This window comes from Acidovorax sp. LjRoot66, from assembly GCF_964253305.1.
In the GTDB taxonomy this organism is placed as follows: Bacteria; Pseudomonadota; Gammaproteobacteria; order Burkholderiales; family Burkholderiaceae_C; genus Acidovorax.
The window spans coordinates 3,792,795-3,809,838 of sequence record NZ_CAXUQU020000001.1 but is presented as its reverse complement, the minus strand read 5'-3'; the positions used below and the strand labels follow the sequence as shown (position 1 = coordinate 3,809,838).

18 protein-coding genes are annotated in these 17,044 nt (G+C 67.3%); 4 read left to right on the top strand and 14 right to left on the bottom strand.

Annotated features, from left to right (window positions below):
- Positions 1 to 6 precede the first annotated feature (6 nt).
- The 10 genes from ACSQ3Y_RS18000 to ACSQ3Y_RS17955 all read right to left on the bottom strand — a co-directional run bounded on the left by ACSQ3Y_RS18000 (position 7) and on the right by ACSQ3Y_RS17955 (position 10,060).
- Positions 7 to 939: a family 2A encapsulin nanocompartment shell protein gene (locus ACSQ3Y_RS18000; protein WP_218341054.1), complete on the bottom strand. Its 933-nt coding sequence runs from the start codon at positions 937 to 939 to the stop codon at positions 7 to 9.
- A gap of 78 nt (positions 940 to 1,017) precedes the next feature.
- Positions 1,018 to 1,290 (bottom strand): helix-turn-helix domain-containing protein, encoded by a 273-nt coding sequence (locus tag ACSQ3Y_RS17995; RefSeq protein WP_436178325.1) that lies wholly within the window; start codon positions 1,288 to 1,290, stop codon positions 1,018 to 1,020.
- On the bottom strand, positions 1,287 to 2,222 hold the full coding sequence (epsC, locus tag ACSQ3Y_RS17990; protein ID WP_436178324.1) for a serine O-acetyltransferase EpsC: 936 nt from the start codon (positions 2,220 to 2,222) through the stop codon (positions 1,287 to 1,289). The genes ACSQ3Y_RS17995 and epsC overlap by 4 nt, the downstream gene beginning before the upstream one ends.
- 59 nt (positions 2,223 to 2,281) lie before the next feature.
- On the bottom strand, positions 2,282 to 2,767 hold the full coding sequence (locus tag ACSQ3Y_RS17985) for a rhodanese-like domain-containing protein (protein ID WP_436178323.1): 486 nt from the start codon (positions 2,765 to 2,767) through the stop codon (positions 2,282 to 2,284).
- A 221-nt stretch (positions 2,768 to 2,988) separates the two neighbouring features.
- Positions 2,989 to 3,771 (bottom strand): 3-hydroxybutyrate dehydrogenase, encoded by a 783-nt coding sequence (locus tag ACSQ3Y_RS17980; RefSeq protein ID WP_436178322.1) that lies wholly within the window; start codon positions 3,769 to 3,771, stop codon positions 2,989 to 2,991.
- A gap of 37 nt (positions 3,772 to 3,808) precedes the next feature.
- Entirely contained in the window at positions 3,809 to 4,567 is a 759-nt protein-coding gene (locus ACSQ3Y_RS17975) for an acetoacetate decarboxylase (protein WP_436178321.1), read from the bottom strand.
- Between the two features lie 93 nt (positions 4,568 to 4,660).
- On the bottom strand, positions 4,661 to 5,824 hold the full coding sequence (locus ACSQ3Y_RS17970) for a DUF3734 domain-containing protein (RefSeq protein ID WP_436178320.1): 1,164 nt from the start codon (positions 5,822 to 5,824) through the stop codon (positions 4,661 to 4,663).
- A 239-nt stretch (positions 5,825 to 6,063) separates the two neighbouring features.
- Positions 6,064 to 7,308, bottom strand: coding sequence for an N-methyl-L-tryptophan oxidase (gene solA / locus ACSQ3Y_RS17965; protein ID WP_436178319.1), 1,245 nt, complete (start codon positions 7,306 to 7,308; stop codon positions 6,064 to 6,066).
- 121 nt (positions 7,309 to 7,429) lie between these two features.
- Positions 7,430 to 8,593 carry a hypothetical protein gene (locus ACSQ3Y_RS17960; RefSeq protein WP_436178318.1) on the bottom strand — a complete coding sequence of 388 codons (1,164 nt, stop codon included), beginning with the start codon at positions 8,591 to 8,593 and terminating at the stop codon, positions 7,430 to 7,432.
- Between the two features lie 507 nt (positions 8,594 to 9,100).
- Positions 9,101 to 10,060: an ADP-ribosylglycohydrolase family protein gene (locus tag ACSQ3Y_RS17955; RefSeq protein WP_436178317.1), complete on the bottom strand. Its 960-nt coding sequence runs from the start codon at positions 10,058 to 10,060 to the stop codon at positions 9,101 to 9,103.
- Between the two features lie 82 nt (positions 10,061 to 10,142).
- Here ACSQ3Y_RS17955 and ACSQ3Y_RS17950 point away from each other — a divergent pair, with 82 nt between their 5' ends.
- Positions 10,143 to 10,838, top strand: coding sequence for an NUDIX hydrolase (locus ACSQ3Y_RS17950; protein WP_436178316.1), 696 nt, complete (start codon positions 10,143 to 10,145; stop codon positions 10,836 to 10,838).
- Positions 10,839 to 10,844: 6 nt separating this feature from the next.
- On the opposite strand, the gene ACSQ3Y_RS17945 is transcribed toward ACSQ3Y_RS17950, so the two are convergent.
- The 3 genes from ACSQ3Y_RS17945 to ACSQ3Y_RS17935 all read right to left on the bottom strand — a co-directional run bounded on the left by ACSQ3Y_RS17945 (position 10,845) and on the right by ACSQ3Y_RS17935 (position 13,910).
- Positions 10,845 to 11,786 carry a CysB family HTH-type transcriptional regulator gene (locus ACSQ3Y_RS17945; RefSeq protein ID WP_436178315.1) on the bottom strand — a complete coding sequence of 314 codons (942 nt, stop codon included), beginning with the start codon at positions 11,784 to 11,786 and terminating at the stop codon, positions 10,845 to 10,847.
- Between the two features lie 106 nt (positions 11,787 to 11,892).
- On the bottom strand, positions 11,893 to 12,690 hold the full coding sequence (locus tag ACSQ3Y_RS17940) for a MetQ/NlpA family ABC transporter substrate-binding protein (protein WP_436178314.1): 798 nt from the start codon (positions 12,688 to 12,690) through the stop codon (positions 11,893 to 11,895).
- 128 nt (positions 12,691 to 12,818) lie between these two features.
- Positions 12,819 to 13,910, bottom strand: coding sequence for a DUF6817 domain-containing protein (locus tag ACSQ3Y_RS17935; protein WP_436178313.1), 1,092 nt, complete (start codon positions 13,908 to 13,910; stop codon positions 12,819 to 12,821).
- Positions 13,911 to 14,025: 115 nt separating this feature from the next.
- On the opposite strand from ACSQ3Y_RS17935, the gene ACSQ3Y_RS17930 reads away from it, so the two are divergent.
- Together ACSQ3Y_RS17930 and ACSQ3Y_RS17925 are read left to right on the top strand one after the other, a co-directional pair.
- On the top strand, positions 14,026 to 14,628 hold the full coding sequence (locus ACSQ3Y_RS17930) for a helix-turn-helix domain-containing protein (RefSeq protein ID WP_436178312.1): 603 nt from the start codon (positions 14,026 to 14,028) through the stop codon (positions 14,626 to 14,628).
- Positions 14,625 to 15,197 carry a GNAT family N-acetyltransferase gene (locus ACSQ3Y_RS17925; protein WP_436178311.1) on the top strand — a complete coding sequence of 191 codons (573 nt, stop codon included), beginning with the start codon at positions 14,625 to 14,627 and terminating at the stop codon, positions 15,195 to 15,197. Before ACSQ3Y_RS17930 ends, ACSQ3Y_RS17925 begins: the two co-directional genes overlap by 4 nt.
- On the opposite strand, the gene ACSQ3Y_RS17920 is transcribed toward ACSQ3Y_RS17925, so the two are convergent.
- On the bottom strand, positions 15,186 to 16,100 hold the full coding sequence (locus ACSQ3Y_RS17920) for a LysR family transcriptional regulator (protein WP_436178310.1): 915 nt from the start codon (positions 16,098 to 16,100) through the stop codon (positions 15,186 to 15,188). The genes ACSQ3Y_RS17925 and ACSQ3Y_RS17920 overlap by 12 nt on opposite strands.
- A gap of 70 nt (positions 16,101 to 16,170) precedes the next feature.
- On the opposite strand from ACSQ3Y_RS17920, the gene ACSQ3Y_RS17915 reads away from it, so the two are divergent.
- Positions 16,171 to 17,028 (top strand): EamA family transporter, encoded by an 858-nt coding sequence (locus tag ACSQ3Y_RS17915; RefSeq protein ID WP_436178309.1) that lies wholly within the window; start codon positions 16,171 to 16,173, stop codon positions 17,026 to 17,028.
- Positions 17,029 to 17,044 lie beyond the last annotated feature (16 nt).

Below are 17,044 nucleotides of genomic sequence, written 5' to 3'. Positions count from 1 at the left end.
GCCGCTTTACTTGTAGGTGTCGGGGTAGTCGTGGTACTTGTTGATCTCCACGTCGTCCAGCACGGCCAGGGCATCGGGCGTGAGCACGGCCAGCGAGCAGTACAGCGAGATCAGGTACGAGGCGATGGCATGGTTGTTGATGCCCATGAAGCGCACCGACAGACCGGGGCTCTGCTCGCCCGGCAGGCCGGGCTGGAACAGGCCGACCACGCCCTGGCGCTTGTCGCCCACGCGCAGCAGCAAAATCTTGCTCTTGCCGTCGGCCACGGGCACCTTGTCCGAGGGGATCAGCGGAATGCCGCGCCAGGTGATGAACTGCGAGCCGAACAGGCTCACCGTGGGCGGCGGCGTGCCGCGGCGCGTGGCTTCGCGGCCAAAGGCGGCAATCGCCAGCGGGTGGGCGAGGAAGAAGGCGGGCTCCTTCCAGACCTTGGTGAGCAGCTCATCGAGGTCGTCCGGCGTGGGCGCGCCCGTGAGTGGGAACACGCGCTGCTCTTCCGTCACCTGGGCCAGCAGGCCGTAATCGGGGTTGTTGATGAGCTCGCTCTCCTGGTTCTCCTTGATCGTCTCGATCGTCAGGCGCAGCTGTTCCTTTATCTGGTCGTGCGGGCTGCTGTACAGGTCGGAGATGCGGGTGTGCACGTCGAGCACGGTGCTCACGGCGTTCAGGAAGAACTCGCGCGGGTTCTCTTCGTAGTCGACGAAGGTGCGGGGCAGCTGGTTCTCTTCCTCGCGAGCGGTGCAGGTGACCTTGATCAGCTCGGGGTTCTTGACCTGGTTGAGGCGGTAGATGCCCGCCTCGACCGGTACCCATTGCAGCAGGTGCGTGAGCCAGCGTGGCGAGATGGTCGAGAGTTGTGCGGTGGTCTTGGTCGCATTGGCGAGTTGCCGTGCTGCGTTGTCGCCCAGGGCGGTCGTGCCGCCCACTGTTGCCGTCATGTGAGGCTCCGTATCAGAAAGGTTGGTAAACGAACAGGTATCGAGTCCCAGCCAGTGTCGGATGCCCCCGCTACCGCTTCAACATGCTATAGCCGCCAATGGCTGCCCTTTCAGCACATTCGCACTGGTCAGTTGATCGCAATGCCCGAGCAAGGTCGCGCTGCTCACGCCCAGGGCCTGCGAGAGCTTGTCGATGGTGACCAGCGAGGCAATCGCCCGGCCGCGCTCGATCTCGCCCACGTAGGATCGGTTCAGGTCGGCATGTTCGGCCAGTTGCTCCTGCGACCAGCCGCGCGCCTCGCGCAGGCGCCGCACGGCGGTGCCGAAACTGCGTACCAGCACATCGCTCATGCCGCCACCGTTTCCGAAGACTCGCCATTGCGGCTGGCATCGTGGCGCGACAGGGCCTGCGTCACGTTGCCGCCTGCGGGCACGTCGTGCGTGATCCAGACATTGCCGCCAATGGTGGCGCCGCGCCCCAGGGTCACCCGGCCCAGCACGGTGGCACCGGCATAGATGACCACGTCGTCCTCCACCACCGGGTGGCGCGGCAGGCCCTTTTGCAGGTGCCCGTCATCGTCGGTGGGAAAGCGCTTGGCGCCCAGCGTGACGGCCTGGTACACGCGCACGCGCTCGCCGATCACCGCCGTCTCGCCGATCACGACACCCGTGCCATGGTCGATGAAGAAGCCCGCGCCGATCTGCGCGCCGGGGTGGATGTCGATGCCGGTGAGCGAATGGGCCTGCTCGGCCACGATGCGCGCCAGCAGCGGCAGCTCCAGCTGGTACAGCCGGTGTGCCAGGCGGTGGTGGATCATGGCCAGGATGCCGGGGTAGCACAGCAGCACCTCGTCCACGCTGCGTGCGGCCGGGTCGCCGTGGTAGGCGGCGAGCACATCGCTGTCGAGCAGGCTGCGGATGTCGGGCAGCGATGCGGCGAAGCTGCGGGCCGCCTGCACGGCGCGCTTTTCGATGTTCTGCTCTTCCACCGGCTGGTGGCGGTGCACATAGCGCAGCTCCAGCCGGATCTGCGCCAGCAGGCCGTGCAGGGCCGCGTCCAGCGTGTGGCCCACGTAGAAGTCCTCGCTCTCCTGGCGCAGGTCGGGCGGGCCCAGGCGCATGGGAAAAAGCACGCCCTTGAGCTGTTCCACGATGTCGGCCAGTGCATCGCGCGAGGGGAACTCGCGCCCGCCTGGCTCCTGCGAGCGTTTTTGCAGGCTGCGCCAGTCGCGGCGCACGGCGTGCAGCGACTGCACGATGGGTTCGATGTTGAAGACGGCCATGGGAGGGTGTGGGGTGCAGTGGTTCAGTCGTGGGATCGGCCGTGGCAGCAGGGGTCAGGCTAATCCTGAATCCAGGGCAGGCCGTGAAAGCGCCAGCCATCCGAGCCGCCGCGCTGCTGGCGTTCGTCGATCTCGCCCTCGAAGCCTTCGAGCACGTTGAAGACCTGGGTGAAGCCGGCCTTGGCCGCCGCCTCGGCCGCCAGGGCCGAGCGCTTGCCGCTGCGGCACAGCAGCAGCGCCGTAGCCTCTTTGCCGCCATGGCTGGCCAGGCGGGCTTCGAGCTCGCGCACGAAACGCGGGTTGCGCTGCAGGGCAGTGCCTGTGGCCCACGGTACATGCAGGCTGTCCGGCACGTGGCCGACGAACTTCAACTCTTCGGCGGAGCGCACGTCCACCAGCACGGCGTCACCGGCAGACACGAGTTTCCACGCCACGGTGGGCGACACACCGCCCGCATAGGGCAGGCCCGAGGCCAGAGCGACCGAGCGGGCGGATTCCAGCTCCGGTGCGAGCAGCGCTTCAGGGGTATCGGGTGAAGAAGACATGGGAGGGGTCCTTGCGCCAGGGTTGCCGCAGCCCTCTTGGCGGGGCTGCGGGTGAACGGTGTGCCCACTCTAAAACCCTTCCCATAAAACCCAAAAGAATAAAAACTGGTTTCTATAAAACCAAATGATCCTTGGGGTGGGCTGACAGGGAGCCTTCCGGCCGCCTGTCACGCCCCTGCGGCCGACGCAGGCTGATCTTCACAGCCTGTGCGCGCTACGGATCACTGCATGAACCAGCCGTGGCTCACCACCAGCGACTGGCCGGTCAGCGCATTGGTCGGGAAGCCCGCGAACATCAGCGCGACCTGTGCGACGTCGTCGGTCGTGGTGAACTCGCCATCCACCGTTTCCTTGAGCATCACGTTCTTCACGACCTGTTCTTCGGTGATGCCCAGGGTCTTGGCCTGCTCGGGGATCTGCTTTTCGACCAACGGTGTGCGCACGAAGCCCGGGCAGATCACGTTGGCGCGCACGCCGTGCTTGGCGCCTTCCTTGGCCACCGTCTTGCACAGGCCGATCAGGCCGTGCTTGGCGGTGACGTAGGGCGCCTTGAGCATCGAGGCCTCCTTGGAGTGCACGGAGCCCATGTAGATCACGCTGCCGCCCCGGCCCTGGGCGTACATGTGCTTCAAGCAGGCCTTGGTGGTGAGGAAGGCGCCGTCCAGGTGGATCGCCAGCATCTTCTTCCAGTCGGCGAAGCTGAATTCCTCGACGGGGTGCACGATCTGGATGCCGGCGTTGCTGACCAGGATGTCGATGCCGCCAAAGGCGGCAGCCGCCTCCTCGACCGCCGCGTTCACCTGGTCTTCGCTGGTCACGTCGACGGCAACGCCGATGGCCTGGGCGCCCGTGGCCTTGAGTTCGGCCGCCGTCGCGTCGGCGGCCTCCTTGTTCAGGTCGGCGATGACGATCTTGGCGCCCTGCTTTGCGAACACGATGGCGATTTCCTTGCCGATACCGCTGGCCGAGCCGGTGATGAAAGCGACCTTGTCCTTGAGCTGCATGAAGTTTCCTTGTAGGGAGATGGAGGGAGAGAGGGAATCAATACTTCGGATCGAGATAGTCGTATTCGACGGTACCCAGCGCCAATGTCATGTCTGCAATGAAGTGCACGGCCGACTCGACCTTCAGCACCGGCAGGTCGGCCACCGGTGCCAATGCATGGGGATGCAGCTCCAGCGAGGCAGGCGCGGTCCACGCGCCGTGCAGCGTGACGTCGACCATGTGGTAGCGCACCAGTTCGCAGATGCGCGTTGTGCCGTCGACATGTGGAATGATCTTGAGCAAAAAATTGGGCTGGGCGATGCCCGCGAGAACCGGGCCGGGCTCCAGCGCCTGGTGCTTGAAACCCATCGTAGCCGTGGCCACGCGCACCTTGCCGTAGTCCAAGGTGCCGACCACCACATCGGTTTCGTAGTCGAACACCGGCGACGCCAGCTTTTTCGGGAAGCCCCAGAGCTCGCGCCCTCCGGCGATGGGCGGGTGGTCGTTGAGGTACATGGCGTGCACATAGGCGCCCTGCTCCACGCCCTTGTCGGTGCGCAGTTGCACAGGAATGACCTGACCGGATTCGGTGTAGTCGCCGAAGCCGGTGGAGTCCGGCATGCGGATGAACTCGTACTTGACCAGCGGCTCCACCACTTCAAGCGGCTCGGGCACCACGGCTCGCAGGGCATCGAGGTCGGTGCGGTAGGTGATGACCATGAACTCCCGGCGCATGAAGCGGTAGGGCCCCGGCGCAAATGCCGGGCTGGTGAGCGGCATGGCAAAGGCCTGCCGCCTGACGTCGTCGATCTTCATGGTGTGGAACTCCCTTGCAATCCGTTGAAGGCAGATACCAGTCTTTGCGCCAAGACTTAGGCCCCGCTTAAGCGGTCCGTGCACGAGCGGAACTCACGGCACCGGCTGGGCCCTGCGTGGCTGGCTTCCCTGGATGTCGAGTGCCGGACGGCGCACGCGCAATGCGCCGGGCTCGCTCAGGTCGAAGGTGGTCACGCCGTACTGGGTTTCGCTCTGCAGCCATTCGGGGTGCGACAGCGTGGTGCGCATGTCGCGCATGCCTGCCTCCCAGTGCTCGTTGACCGTGGTGCGCGAGAACTCGTAGTCCTTCGAATCGAGTTCGTAGTGCTTGTTGCGGTAGATGAGGTGCACGATGTCGATGGGCTTGTGCGTCATCTGCGCGCACAGGGCGGTCACGCTCGCGTCGTCGCGCAGCGCAGGCGGCAGCTTGTCGATCAGATCGGCCAGCGCCTGCTGCAGGTTGACGTTGGCCGACAGCGCATCGGTGTTCATGCGCGTGCGGCTGGAGTAGGTGATGTCCTTTTGCCGCTGCGCCACCTCCGACAGGGTGCGGGGCATGGTGCCGCGCGCACTGAACAGGTCGACCTGGAGCACCACCAGCGGCCGCGTGCGCGGGTGCACGTCGAGCACATACTGCAGCGGCGTGTTGGAGACGATGCCGCCGTCCCAGTAATCCTCGCCATCGATGTGCACGGCCGGAAAGCCGGGCGGCAGCGCCCCGCTGGCCATGATGTGCTCGGCGCGTATCGTGTCCGTCATGTTGTCGAAATAGACCGAATTGCCGGTGCGCACGTTCACCGCGCCCACGCTCAGGCGCATGCTGCGGTGGTTGATGCGGTCGAAGTCGATCAGCCGCTCCAGCGTGAGCTTGAGCGGTGCCGTGTCGTAGTAGCTGATCACGGGCGCCGCAGCACCGAGCAACAAGGCCGGATCCAGGCGTGGCTTGAAGAAGCCCGGAATGCCGAACAGCACCGCCGTCGCCGCGCTCCACTGGTTGAGCGCGGTGCGTTCGCCCGCCGTGCCCGGCACCTGCTGGCCAAAGCCCGAGGAGACCTGGTGCCAGAACTCGCGCAGCCGCGCGACGCGGTGCTCCGGCGCGTTGCCTGCGATCAGGGCCGCGTTGATGGCCCCGATGGATACGCCTGCCACCCAGTCGAGGTGCTGGAACTTCTCGAACAAGGCTTCATAGACGCCCGCCTGGTAGGAGCCCAGCGCCCCGCCGCCCTGGAGCACCAGCGCCCTGTCGGCGGAACTCATCTCGATGCCCGCCGCAGGCCTTCTGCCCAACGCCGGCTTTGCCTTCGACCGCTGTTTCGTCGCCATGGATGCCCATCTTAAAAAGGGTGGGTTGCACAGGATTTCTCACAGGTGAACCGGAGAAATGTGCGCCATGGCGACGTTGAACAACGTCCCAGCGTTGGCGCGTGCCCTGGTCTGAGGGGCCCAAGCGCCCAAAGTTCAACGGCCGCCCGGCGCGCCCTGCTCCTGGTGCCGCTTCAGGCTTGGGTCTGCAGCTCCTGCCGTGGATTCCCGCCGTCCCCTGCAGTACCGAGCCCGCGCACCGCATGGCCGAAGGGCCGCAGGTCCACACCGCCCGCTTCGCCCAGTACCTGCTGTGCCAGGGCCTCGCCCACCGCGGCCGAGTGCTTGAACCCATGGCCCGAGCAGGCCGAGGCCACGTGTACGCCCGGCCACCCTGGCAGTCGGTCCACCACGAAGCCATGGTCCGGCGTCACCGTGTACAGGCAGGCCCGCGCATCGGTACAGCGGGCACCTGGCGCATGAAAGCGCGGCAGCACATGGCGCTGGAGCATCGAATCCTTCTCGGCATCTGCCACGGCGCGGTCCACCGTATCGGGCGTGGTGGTCTGAAGGTACTGCGCGGTGGCCACCTTGAAGGCTGGTGCGCCCGCATCCGCGACCGGAAAGCCATAGATCGAATCGTCCGGCCCGTCGCGGAAGGTCCAGATGAAGACCGGGAACGCCCCGGGCCCGAACGATGGCGTGGCCGCGCCCACGTCGAACCAGAACATCACCTGGCGGTACACCGAGAGCTGGGGCGCCCAGGCATGCTGCAGCTCCTGGCCCAGCAGGCCCGGCAGCCACGGGCCGGCGGCCAGCACCACCTGCCCTGCACTGTAGTTGCCCTGGGTGGTCACCACGCGCCAATGGTCGCCTTCGCGCGCGAGGCCCGTCACGCGCACCCCTGTCTGCACGGTGGCGCCGTGCACCTGGGCCTGTTGCAGCTGGGCGCTGATGGCCGCCTCGGGCCGCACGAAGCCGGCATCGCGCTCCCAGTAGGCAAACTCGTTGTCGTTGAGCTGGAACTGCGGGTAGCGCCGGCGCAGGTCGGCATGGTCCAGCACCTCGTGCTCTATGCCATGGCGGCGCGCAATCTCGATGGTGCTGTGCACGAAGTCGAGGCGGCGCCCCTGGTGCAGCGGCGCCCCGTCACGCGGCCCGAGCACCAGGCCATGCGTGCGGGTGTAGATGGATTGGCCCGTGGCCGCCTCCAGATCACGCCATATTTCATGCGAGCGGCGCACCAGGGGCACGTATTCATCGCCCTCGCCCACGGCCAGCCGCGTGATGCGGGTCTGGCCATGCGAGGAGCCCAGGCTGTGCGGCGGCTGGAACTGGTCCAGCCCGAGCACGCTGGCACCCCGTCGGGCCAACTGGTACAGGGTGGCGGCGCCTACGGCACCGAGGCCGATGACGATGGTGTCGAAATGATGGGGCATGCGGAGTCAGGCCAAAAGACAAGGCACGAGCTTAAGCGCCTGGCCGCCCCCTTCCAACGCCACATTTCGCATGAGTTCATGACGAAATCACTGTCAGTCATCACTCCGCAGTGCACGGCCATCACTGCGGCCAGATCTTGCCCTTGCTCACAAAGCCACCGGTGCTGGTCTTGTAGCCGAAGTGGATCTGCACGTTGAACGTGCGCAGTTCGGCGTCCGTGAAGTCCAGCGCGGGCGTGAACTTCAGGCTGGCGGCGTTGGCCACCTGGCTGGCGAAGGCGATGCCCTCTACATCGGCCGGTACCTGGCTGGCCCAGGAGCCGTTGGCCAGGCGGAAGAACCAGGCATCCGCCGGGAACGACAGGCCGTTGGCCGGAACCAGCGCCGCGACCCAGGTGCTGATCTTCGGGTTGGCAGCCACATCGGATGCCGCCTGCGCCAGCGTGATGTCGAGCCGCAGCGGCTGGCCGGCAGCGGACGCCACCGAGGTGGCCACCGTGGACGGGACCGGCAAGGTCGTCGCATTGGCCGGCGGGGTGACCGTGCCCGTGCCCGTCCCTGCACCACCCGGGCTCGCTGCATCCACCGGATCGGGATAGGTGCTGGTGGTCCAGACGATCTTTGCATAGCCGGCCGCGTACTGGGCCATGTCCACGTCGATGGCGCCCTGCACGTCGTACAGCGGGGCGCCGCTCAGCTGGCGCACGTAGAGCCAGTTGCCTTCGCTGGTGCTGCCCCGGTTGCCATCGAGCTGGCCGCCCACGAAGCGCAAGGTGCCGCCACCGTCGTGCACCACGAGCTGGTCGGCGCTGCGCTCGTTGACCAGGCGCGAGAACGCGCTGTCGATGCGCTCACCGCTCTGGGCTTTCTGGTACTCCGCCCCACTCAGGGCCGCCTCGCGCACCGGAGCCGAGCCGTAGCGCAGGGCGAAAGCCGATTGCGTCCGCTGCGGTGCATAGCCCGAGAACATGAATGAACGCGTTCCTGCGGGGATGAAGATCTTGAATTCCTTGTACTGCAGCTGGTAGCCGGTGAACTCGGGCAGCGCCAGCGATCCGCCGCCCGGGAACGCGCAGCCGCCCGTGGCATAGCCGATCACACAGCCGGTGGCGCCTTGCGGTGCGTACTGCTGCTTGAAGCCGACCTTGGTATCGAATTTGTAGTTGTAGGAGCCGGCCGCCGGGGGCAGCGCAACCCTGAGCGCCGACTGGTGCAGCGAGACGAAGTTGGCCGCCTGGGCAAAAGGCGCCACCGCAGCCAGCAAGAAAACAGCGAGATACCGCATGGGATACATCCAGAAAAAATAGACAGGTAACAAGGACAGAATGAAGGACTGAACGGCAGCAATTGGCCCTGGACCAGGGCGGCCATGCGTGGTTGCCGGGCGCAGCTTCCACCGAGGTCTAGGGCGTGTCATCCATCATTTCGCCCCCGCGCTGACCCCGGCATGCGGATGGATGCGCGAAGCGCGGCGCAGCCAATAGCGGGCTATTGGCAAGCCGAGCGACAAAGCAGACGCCGCATGCCGGGGCCAGCCCGAAGGGAAAGCCTGCAGCGCGGCACATTGCGGCGTTGCCCTTCGCTTGTGTAGCCGAGCTACACGGCACTCAGGGCGCCTTGCACTGCACCGCGCTGCAGGCTTTCGCGGGGGTGAAATGATGGATGACACGCCCTAGCGTACCCCGCAGCGGCCAGGACGATGGGCCGAAAAGCGGGAGGGCACGGCCGCTTATCCCGGCCTGGCGGGTGTTGGCGGCCCGCCGGGAGCCAGGAAGCCTGTGATGGACGCGGCCTAGACCGGCACGGCGCGCCCATCCCTGTGCAGCAGCCCTGCCGCCATGTCGCCGATCTCCTCGCCCATGAACAGTTGGCCGCGCCAGTGCGCGGGAATGCCCTCGATGCCGTAGAACGCGCCCGCCACCTGCCCGGTGATGGCGGCCGTGGTGTCGGCATCGTCGCCCAGGTTGGCGGCGGCCAGCACGGCATCGGCAAACGATCCGGTGGTGGCAAAGCACCACAGCGCCGCCTCGAGCGAGGCCACGCAGTAACCGCTGCCGCGGATCGCGTCGCGCGGCTTGTCCCGGTACTGGCCCGCCGCGATGCTGCGCACCGCAGGACAGGCCAGCCCCTCCTGCACCACGATCAACACCTCCATCCTCGCGGCCTCGCCGCGCCGGGCGTCGGCCGCGAGGGCATTGGCAATCACCTCGGCCAACACGCTGCAGCACTCGACCGCCTCGGCCGCGCCATGCGTGGTCTGCGAACTGTGCCGCGCCTGGCGCACAACCGCCTGCATGTCAGGGAAGTAGCGCAGCACCACGGGCGCCAGCCGCATCAGCGAGCCGTTGCCGGCGGTCTGGGGGTCGGTGGAGCCGGCCATCGGCTCGCCGTTGGCCATGAAGCGCGACAAGGCACCTTGCACGGTGATGCCGATGTCGAAGCAGGTGCCGGTAGGGCTGGGGTAACCCCAGCGCCACCAGTTCACATAGCGGCGCATCTGGTCCTCGGCATCGAAGCCGCCGCGTTGCAGCAGGCTTTGCGCCAGGCAGATGGCCATGGAGGTGTCGTCCGTCCACTGGCCTGGGGCCAGGCGGAACGGCCCGCCCCCCACCATGTCGGCGAGGGGTTCGAAACTGCCGCGCGGGCTGAACTCCACCGTGGTGCCCACGGCATCGCCGCAGGCCAGGCCGACAAGGCAGCCCCGGTAGCGGCTTTCCAGATGGTCTCGTGTGTTGTTGAAATCCGATGGCATAGGCCCTCTCACTTAGTTTCATTGATGAACTTATGATAGTTTCATTAAAATACTAAGTCAACCAGCCGCCACAGAAAACGCCATGCCCAAAACCTCTGCAGAAACCCCGTTCCCGCCCGTCATCTGCACCGTGGACGTGGTGCTCATGGCGCTCAAGGACGATGCCCTGCACGTCGTGCTGCTGGAACGCAAGAACCCGCCCTTTGCTGGCGCACTGGCCCTGCCGGGCGGTTATATCCACGCGCAGGAAGACCGCACGGCCTGGGATGCGGCGGCGCGCGTGCTGCGCGACAAGACCGGCATCGTGAGCCCGTACCTCGAACAGCTGGCCACCTACTCCGGGGCCGACCGCGACCCCCGGGGCTGGTCAGTCTCCGTCGTCTACTACGCGCTGGTGCCGGCCGAGCTGCTGCCCGCCGAGCGCGAAGGGCTCACGCTGGCGCCGGTGGCCGCGCTGCCGGCCCTGCCCTTCGACCACCAGGGCATCGTCGCGCTGGCCGTGGAGCGCGTGCGCGGCAAGAGCCAGTATTCGTCGCTGCCGGTGTATCTGTGCGGCGAACGCATCACCCTGCCGCGCCTGCAGGCGGTGTACGAGGCGGTGCTGGGCGAGCCCATCAACAAGGTGAGCTTTCGGCGCAAGATCGACGAGCTGGACATGCTCGAACCCATCGCGGGCGAACAGGAAACCGGTGGGGCGCACCGGCCGGCGCAGATCTACCGCCTGCGCGAAGAGTACCGGCGCGCGCTGTCTACCGTACAGCGTGGCATCAACTCCTGAGGGAAATTACTCCAGCGGCGTGCCGGTGGCACGCACCGCCTTCTCCACCGCCTCGCGCTGCAGCGTGGGCGCAAAGGTCTCGATGAAGCTGTAAGCGTAGCCGCGCAGCCAGGTGCCCTTGCGCACGGCCAGGCGGGTGACGTTGACCTCGAACAGGTGGCGTGCTTCGAGCATGCGCAACTGGCGGTCGCGCTCGGGGTCCACGGCAATGGAGGCCACGATGCCCACACCCATGCCCAGTTCCACATAGGTCTTGATCACATCGGCGTCCATGGCCGAAAGCACGATGTCCGGGCGCAGGCCTTCGCGCGCAAAGGCCTCGTCGATATGGGCGCGGCCGGTGTAGCCCAGCTCGTAGGTGATGATGGGGTACTCGGTGAGCTGCTGCAGCGTCACGGGCTCGGTCAACGCCAGCAGCGGGTGCTCGGGCGGTGCGACGATGCTGTGCGTCCAGCGGTAGCACGGCAGTGTGACCAGTGCGTCGTAGTGCGCCAGCGCCTCGGTGGCCACGCCGATGTCGGCCTCGCCGCTGAGCAGCATCTCGGCCACCTGCTTGGGCGAGCCCTGGTGCAGGTGCAGCGAGACCTGCGGGAACATGGCACGGAAGTCGCGCACCACCTGTGGCAGCGCATAGCGCGCTTGCGAGTGGGTGGCGGCAATCGACAGGCGCCCCTCATGGCTGGCGCTGTAGTCCTGCCCCGCGCGGCGCAGGTTGTCGGCGTCGTGCAGCAGGCGCTCCACGATGGGCAGCACTGCCTCGCCTGGAGGGGTCAGGCCCGTGAGCCGCTTGCCGGCGCGCACGAAGATCTCGATGCCCAACTCTTCCTCCAGCTCGCGGATCTGGCGGCTCACGCCCGGCTGCGAGGTGTAGAGGATGTTCGCCACCTCGGTCAGGTTGAAGCCGCTGCGCACGGTCTCGCGCACGGACCGCAGTTGCTGGAAGTTCATGGAGTGTCTCTGTGGTTCGTGTCGGCAGGCGGATGAACGGGCGGCCCCGGCGATGGGGTCACCAATGAAAAAGGGCGGCACCTGGCCGCCCCTTCGCTTGCCAGGCTCAGAAGCCTGGCAGGACCGATCCCTTGAACTCGGTCTGGATGAACTTGCGCACCTCCTCAGAGTGGTAGGCCTTCACCAGCTTGGCGACCCAGGGCTTGTCCTTGTCGGCTTCGCGCACCACGAGCACGTTGACGTATGGGCTCTTGGCGTTTTCCTGGGTGATGGCGTCCTTGCCCGGGTTCAGGCCGGCCGACAGCGCAAAGTTGGTGTTGATGGCCGAGGCGTCCAGGTCGTCGAGCGAACGGGGCAGTTGGGCGGCATCGAGTTCCACGAACTTGAGCTTCTTGGGGTTGCTCACCACGTCCAGCGGCGTGGCCTTGAGGCCGGCGCCCTCGCGCAGCTTGATCAGGCCCTTGTCCTGCAGCACCAGCAGCACGCGGCCGCCGTTGGTCGGGTCGTTGGGGATGCCGAACTTGGCGCCTTCCTTGAGGTCTTCGAGCTTCTTGACCTTCTTGGAATACAGGCCGATCGGGAAGTTGACGGTCTGGGCAACGGAGACGAGCTTGTAGCCGCGGTCCTTGACCTGGTTGTCCAGGTAGGGCTGGTGCTGGTAGCTGTTGCCGTCGAGGTCGCCAGCTGCCAGGGCGGCGTTGGGCTGCACGTAGTCGCTGAACTCGACGACCTGGATCTTCAGGCCTTCCTTCTCGGCGACCTTCTTGACCACCTCGAAGATCTGCGCGTGCGGGCCGCCCGTCACGCCGATCTTCAGGGGCTTGTCCTGCGCCATGGCGCCCGTGGCAAAACCAGTGGCGAGGGCCAGGGCAAGGGCGGATTGCAGGAGGGAGCGCTTGTTCACGGAAAACACCTTTCGTTATGAGATGTTTCCACTATAGGGTTTGCCCTTTAAAACTCAAAAGAATAACTTTTAATTACCTTAGGTTTAATTGATATAAAGACGTCAGCAAGCGTCAACGGCCGTGCCCTTCAGCCCCTCAGCGCCACGTTGTTGAGCTTGTCCAGCCGCTCGGGCCAGGTGCCCTCGGTGGCCGACTGGTGCAAGATGCGCGTCCATGCCACCCAGGCATCCCATTGCACGCGCTTGTCCCAGGAGTTGCCCCAGGCACTGAACTGCTGCAGCGCGCTGGCGGCAGCCGCCGCAGCATCGGCATTGCGGCCGGCAGACAGGTAGAGCTGGGCCAGCACCATCTGCGGCTCGCCCACCCAGGGGTTGTGGCGCACGGCGCTCTCGAGCACGGCAGTGGCCACGTCGAGGTCGGCCAGCGGCTGGTCCTGCTGGATCACCGACCAGTACAACGAGGTGGCGGCGGCCTCGTCGCTGGCCGACAGCGCCGCCGTGCAGTGGTTGAAGACGGGTGGGATGGGCAGCAGGCCCTTCAGGCCCGGGTGCTGCAGCGCCAGCCCCAGCGCATTGATCTGGCTCACCATGCGCCCGCTGGGCCGCATGGGGCCGGGCCAGAGCGAGGCCGCCCAATGCACGGCCTGCGGGCGCTGCTGCACGGCGGGAAAGCGCGAGTAGATATCGTCCTGCCAGCTGAACCACTGCTCGATGGTGTCGGCCATGCTCACGATGATGAAGGCCGCCACCTCGTAGGGTGTGAGCACGTGGGGCTGGCCATCCTTCTCCAGCACCAGGCTGCCATCGGCCTCCAGCGCACCGGCCAGCACGCGCTGCACGAACTGCGTGCGCGACTGGGTGCAGAACAGGTAGACCAGGTGCTCGGCCGATTCGCCTGCGATCTCGCGCACGCGGGCGCGCTCCTTGGCGGGGTCGAACTTCACCAGGTCCACGAAGGCGTTGCCATACACGCTGTGCAGCAGGCCCAGGAGGCGCACGTCCCGCGGCTGCTGCCACATGGCCAGCGAACGCGCCACGCCCACCAGGTGGTGGCGGAAGGTGCCGGCCTTGTGCCAGTCCTGCCCCACATTGCGCGCCAGCACGGTGGGCAGCACGGGGGCCAGATCAGCGTCGCGGGCCAGCCACTCCTCGTCGAGCAAGGGCAAGGCACGGGCCAGCAGGTCGGCATCGAGCGGTTGGAACGGCAGCGTCGTGGTCACGGTGTCTCCTTCAATCCTGGATGTTCTTGCTGCCAAGTATCGCCGCTCAGGTGGGCCATCAAATGCGCACACACCATTCCAGCATAATGGATAAAATATCCATTAAACTGGAAGTATGGACATCCACACCCGCATTGCCCAGCGTTTGCGCGAACTGCGCGACGCACGCGGCTACTCCCTCGAAGCGCTGGCCGAGCGCAGCGGCGTGAGCCGCTCCAACATCTCGCTGATCGAGCGCGGCCAGAGCAGCCCCACAGCCGCCGTGCTCGACAAGCTGGCCATTGGCCTGGGCGTGGCATTGGCTTCGTTCTTCGATGATGCCAGCGCCCAGGCGGCCGAGCCGCCCGCGCCCCTGATCCGCGCGGCCGACCAGCCCCTGTGGCAGGACCCGGCCTCGGGCTATGTGCGGCGCCGGCTCTCGCCGCCGGCACCCTCGCCGCTGCAACTGGTGGAGGTGGTGTTCCCTGCGGGCCAGCGCGTGGCGCTGGATTCGGCCGTGCACGAGGTCGACATCCACCAGCAGGTCTGGTTGATCGAAGGCGCCATGGACCTCAGCGTGGGCGAGACCACCTGGCATCTGCAGGCGGGCGACTGCCTGGCCATGCGCCTGAACCAGCCCATCGTTTTCCACAACCCCAGCCGCCAGAACGCGCGCTACCTTGTGGCGCTGGCCACCCTGCCCTTCCCCTCACCCGCCCCCACCAGGAGAAACCCATGAATGCCACCGCCGACACCACCACCACCACCACCACCCCCATCACCGTGCGCCGCCTGGGCGCCAGCGAAGCCGCCGCCAGCGCCAAAGCCCTGGCCGAGGTGCTGATCGACTGCGTGCACGGCGGCGCGTCGGTGAGCTTCATGGACCCGCTGCCGCGCGACAAGGCCCTGGCTTTCTGGCGCGGCGTGGCCGAGGGCGTGGCGCGCAACGAGCGCGTGCTGCTGGTGGCCGAGGATGGCGCCGAGGGCATCGTCGGCACCGTGCAACTCATCACCGCCATGCCCGACAACCAGCCCCACCGCGCCGACGTGGCCAAGATGCTGGTGCACCGCAAGGCCCGGCGCCGGGGCGTGGCCCAGCGCCTGATGGCCGCCGTGGACGACGCGGCGCGCAGCGCAGGCAAGCGCGTGCTGGTGCTGGACACCGTGACCGGCGGCGATGCCGAGCGCCTGTATGAGCGCGCCGGTTGGCAGCGCGTGGGCGTGGTGCCCGACTACGCGCTGATGCCCGATGGCGCGCTGTGCAGCACGACCTATTTCTACCGCCACCTCCAGCCCTCAAGCCCGTAAGGACCCAGGCGAGGCAAAGGACTCCAGCGCCTGCTGCACGGCCTGGATGGCCACGTCGTGCTCCTGGCTCTTGCGACGCGCCAGCCCCAGTTGCCGCAGCAGTGGTGGATGCAGGTGGCACACCTGCAGGCCCGCGTTGTCGGGGTCGCCCCCGGTCACTTCGGCCTGCTCCAGCGGCAGCACGGCAGCACCCTGCCCAGCCGCCACCAGGCTGCGCAGGGCCAGCGGGTGGTTCAGCTCCAGGCGCGGCCGCGGGCTGAGCCCGGCCTGCGCGAACCAGGCCGCGATCAGGCGGTACATCTGCGTGGCCGGGCCGAACGACATCCAGCGGTGGGCGGCCAGCCATTCGGCGCTGACGCGCTCGGGCGCCTCCCAGCCCGGCGGCAGCAGCGCCACCATGGGGTCGCTGCGCCAATGGACCACCTGCACCTGGCCGGTGGCGGCCTGCGGCAGGGCGACGATGGCCAGGTCCAGCGTGCCGGCCGCCAGGCGGGCCATGGCCTCGGCGGAACCGAGCACGTCCAGCGCCACGTCCACCCCCGGGCTCTGGCGTGCCAGCACGTCGAGCAGGCGCGGCAGCAGGTGCGCGCTGACGCCCGCCGTCGTGCCCAGCCGCACCAGCCCTTCGAGCCCCTGGGCGCGGCGGCGCACTTGCTCCACCACTTCATCGGCCCCGGCCAGCAGGCGGCGCCCACCGGCCGCCAGGGCCTCGCCCGCAGGGGTGAGGCTGGCGTGGCGGCGCCCGCGCACCACCAGCGTAGCACCCAGGCGCGACTCCAGCTCGCTGATGTGCAGGCTCACCGTGGGCGGTGCCAGGTGCAGCGCCTGCGCGGCGGCGGCCAGGGTGCCCAGGTCGGCAATCGCGATCAGGGTCTGCACCTGGTCGAGGTTGAGGTTACGCATCAGAAATCCTGAATTCAGCAGTCATTGAATTCAACTTTACAGATGTTTGGGGCAAACGCACCATGCCCCGATGCTCACCAACGACGTTTTTCTCATCGTGCTGCTGTCCGCAGCCCTCAATGCCGGCTGGAACAGCGCCATCAAGATCGGCGGCGACCGCATCACCGCCATGGCCATCACCACGCTCATCGGCAGTGCGCTGTCGCTGCTGGTGCTGCCCTGGGTGGCGTGGCCCGGGCCCGAGAGCTGGCTGCTGCTGGGCACGTCCATCGCCATCCACACCGCGTACCACTTCGCGCTGCCCCTGGCCTACAACCATGGCGACCTGGGACAGGTCTACCCCATCGCGCGCGGCTCTGCGCCGGTGATGGTGATGCTTGGAGGGGCACTGTTCGCTGGCGAGTCGCCCGGACCTGGCGCCTTGGCAGGCGTGCTGTGCCTGTGCGCCGGGGTGCTGTCGCTGGCGCTGCTCAAGGCCTCTGCGGGCAACGGCAACAGCAGCAGCCGCAAGGCAGTCGGCTACGCGCTGCTCACCGGCGCGCTCATCGCGGCCTACACCGTGGTGGATGCACTTGGCGCCCGGCAGTCCGGCTCGGCCATTGGTTTCGCCGTCCTCATCACGCTGGGCGATGGCATTGCCACCGCACTCATCGTGTTGGGGTGGAAGGGGCGGCGCGCCTTCGCGGTGGACCGCCGCGCCCTCTGGCTGTGCGCTGCCGCCGGCACCACGCAGATGGGTGCCTACTGGACCGCCGTATGGGCCCTGGCCCGCGCGCCCATGGGCCAGGTGTCCGCCTTGCGCGAAACCAGCGTGCTGCTGGTGGCGCTGGTCTCGGCCTGGCTGCTCAAGGAGCGGGTGGGGCCGGGGCGCATCGTGGCGGCGGGGCTGGTGTTTGCGGGCATCGTCGGCATCCGGCTCGGGTCATAGCGCGGTCGCCAGCGGT

Excerpts from the sequence above, each read along its gene's own strand:
- ACSQ3Y_RS18000 (WP_218341054.1), bottom strand. The coding sequence starts at position 939 with ATGACGGCAACAGTGGGCGGCACGACCGCCCTGGGCGACAACGCAGCA.
- ACSQ3Y_RS17995 (WP_436178325.1), bottom strand. The coding sequence starts at position 1,290 with ATGAGCGATGTGCTGGTACGCAGTTTCGGCACCGCCGTGCGGCGCCTG.
- epsC (WP_436178324.1), bottom strand. The coding sequence starts at position 2,222 with ATGGCCGTCTTCAACATCGAACCCATCGTGCAGTCGCTGCACGCCGTG.
- ACSQ3Y_RS17985 (WP_436178323.1), bottom strand. The coding sequence starts at position 2,767 with ATGTCTTCTTCACCCGATACCCCTGAAGCGCTGCTCGCACCGGAGCTG.
- ACSQ3Y_RS17980 (WP_436178322.1), bottom strand. The coding sequence starts at position 3,771 with ATGCAGCTCAAGGACAAGGTCGCTTTCATCACCGGCTCGGCCAGCGGT.
- ACSQ3Y_RS17975 (WP_436178321.1), bottom strand. The coding sequence starts at position 4,567 with ATGAAGATCGACGACGTCAGGCGGCAGGCCTTTGCCATGCCGCTCACC.
- ACSQ3Y_RS17970 (WP_436178320.1), bottom strand. The coding sequence starts at position 5,824 with ATGAGTTCCGCCGACAGGGCGCTGGTGCTCCAGGGCGGCGGGGCGCTG.
- solA (WP_436178319.1), bottom strand. The coding sequence starts at position 7,308 with ATGCCCCATCATTTCGACACCATCGTCATCGGCCTCGGTGCCGTAGGC.
- ACSQ3Y_RS17960 (WP_436178318.1), bottom strand. The coding sequence starts at position 8,593 with ATGCGGTATCTCGCTGTTTTCTTGCTGGCTGCGGTGGCGCCTTTTGCC.
- ACSQ3Y_RS17955 (WP_436178317.1), bottom strand. The coding sequence starts at position 10,060 with ATGCCATCGGATTTCAACAACACACGAGACCATCTGGAAAGCCGCTAC.
- ACSQ3Y_RS17950 (WP_436178316.1), top strand. The coding sequence starts at position 10,143 with ATGCCCAAAACCTCTGCAGAAACCCCGTTCCCGCCCGTCATCTGCACC.
- ACSQ3Y_RS17945 (WP_436178315.1), bottom strand. The coding sequence starts at position 11,786 with ATGAACTTCCAGCAACTGCGGTCCGTGCGCGAGACCGTGCGCAGCGGC.
- ACSQ3Y_RS17930 (WP_436178312.1), top strand. The coding sequence starts at position 14,026 with ATGGACATCCACACCCGCATTGCCCAGCGTTTGCGCGAACTGCGCGAC.
- ACSQ3Y_RS17925 (WP_436178311.1), top strand. The coding sequence starts at position 14,625 with ATGAATGCCACCGCCGACACCACCACCACCACCACCACCCCCATCACC.
- ACSQ3Y_RS17920 (WP_436178310.1), bottom strand. The coding sequence starts at position 16,100 with ATGCGTAACCTCAACCTCGACCAGGTGCAGACCCTGATCGCGATTGCC.
- ACSQ3Y_RS17915 (WP_436178309.1), top strand. The coding sequence starts at position 16,171 with ATGCTCACCAACGACGTTTTTCTCATCGTGCTGCTGTCCGCAGCCCTC.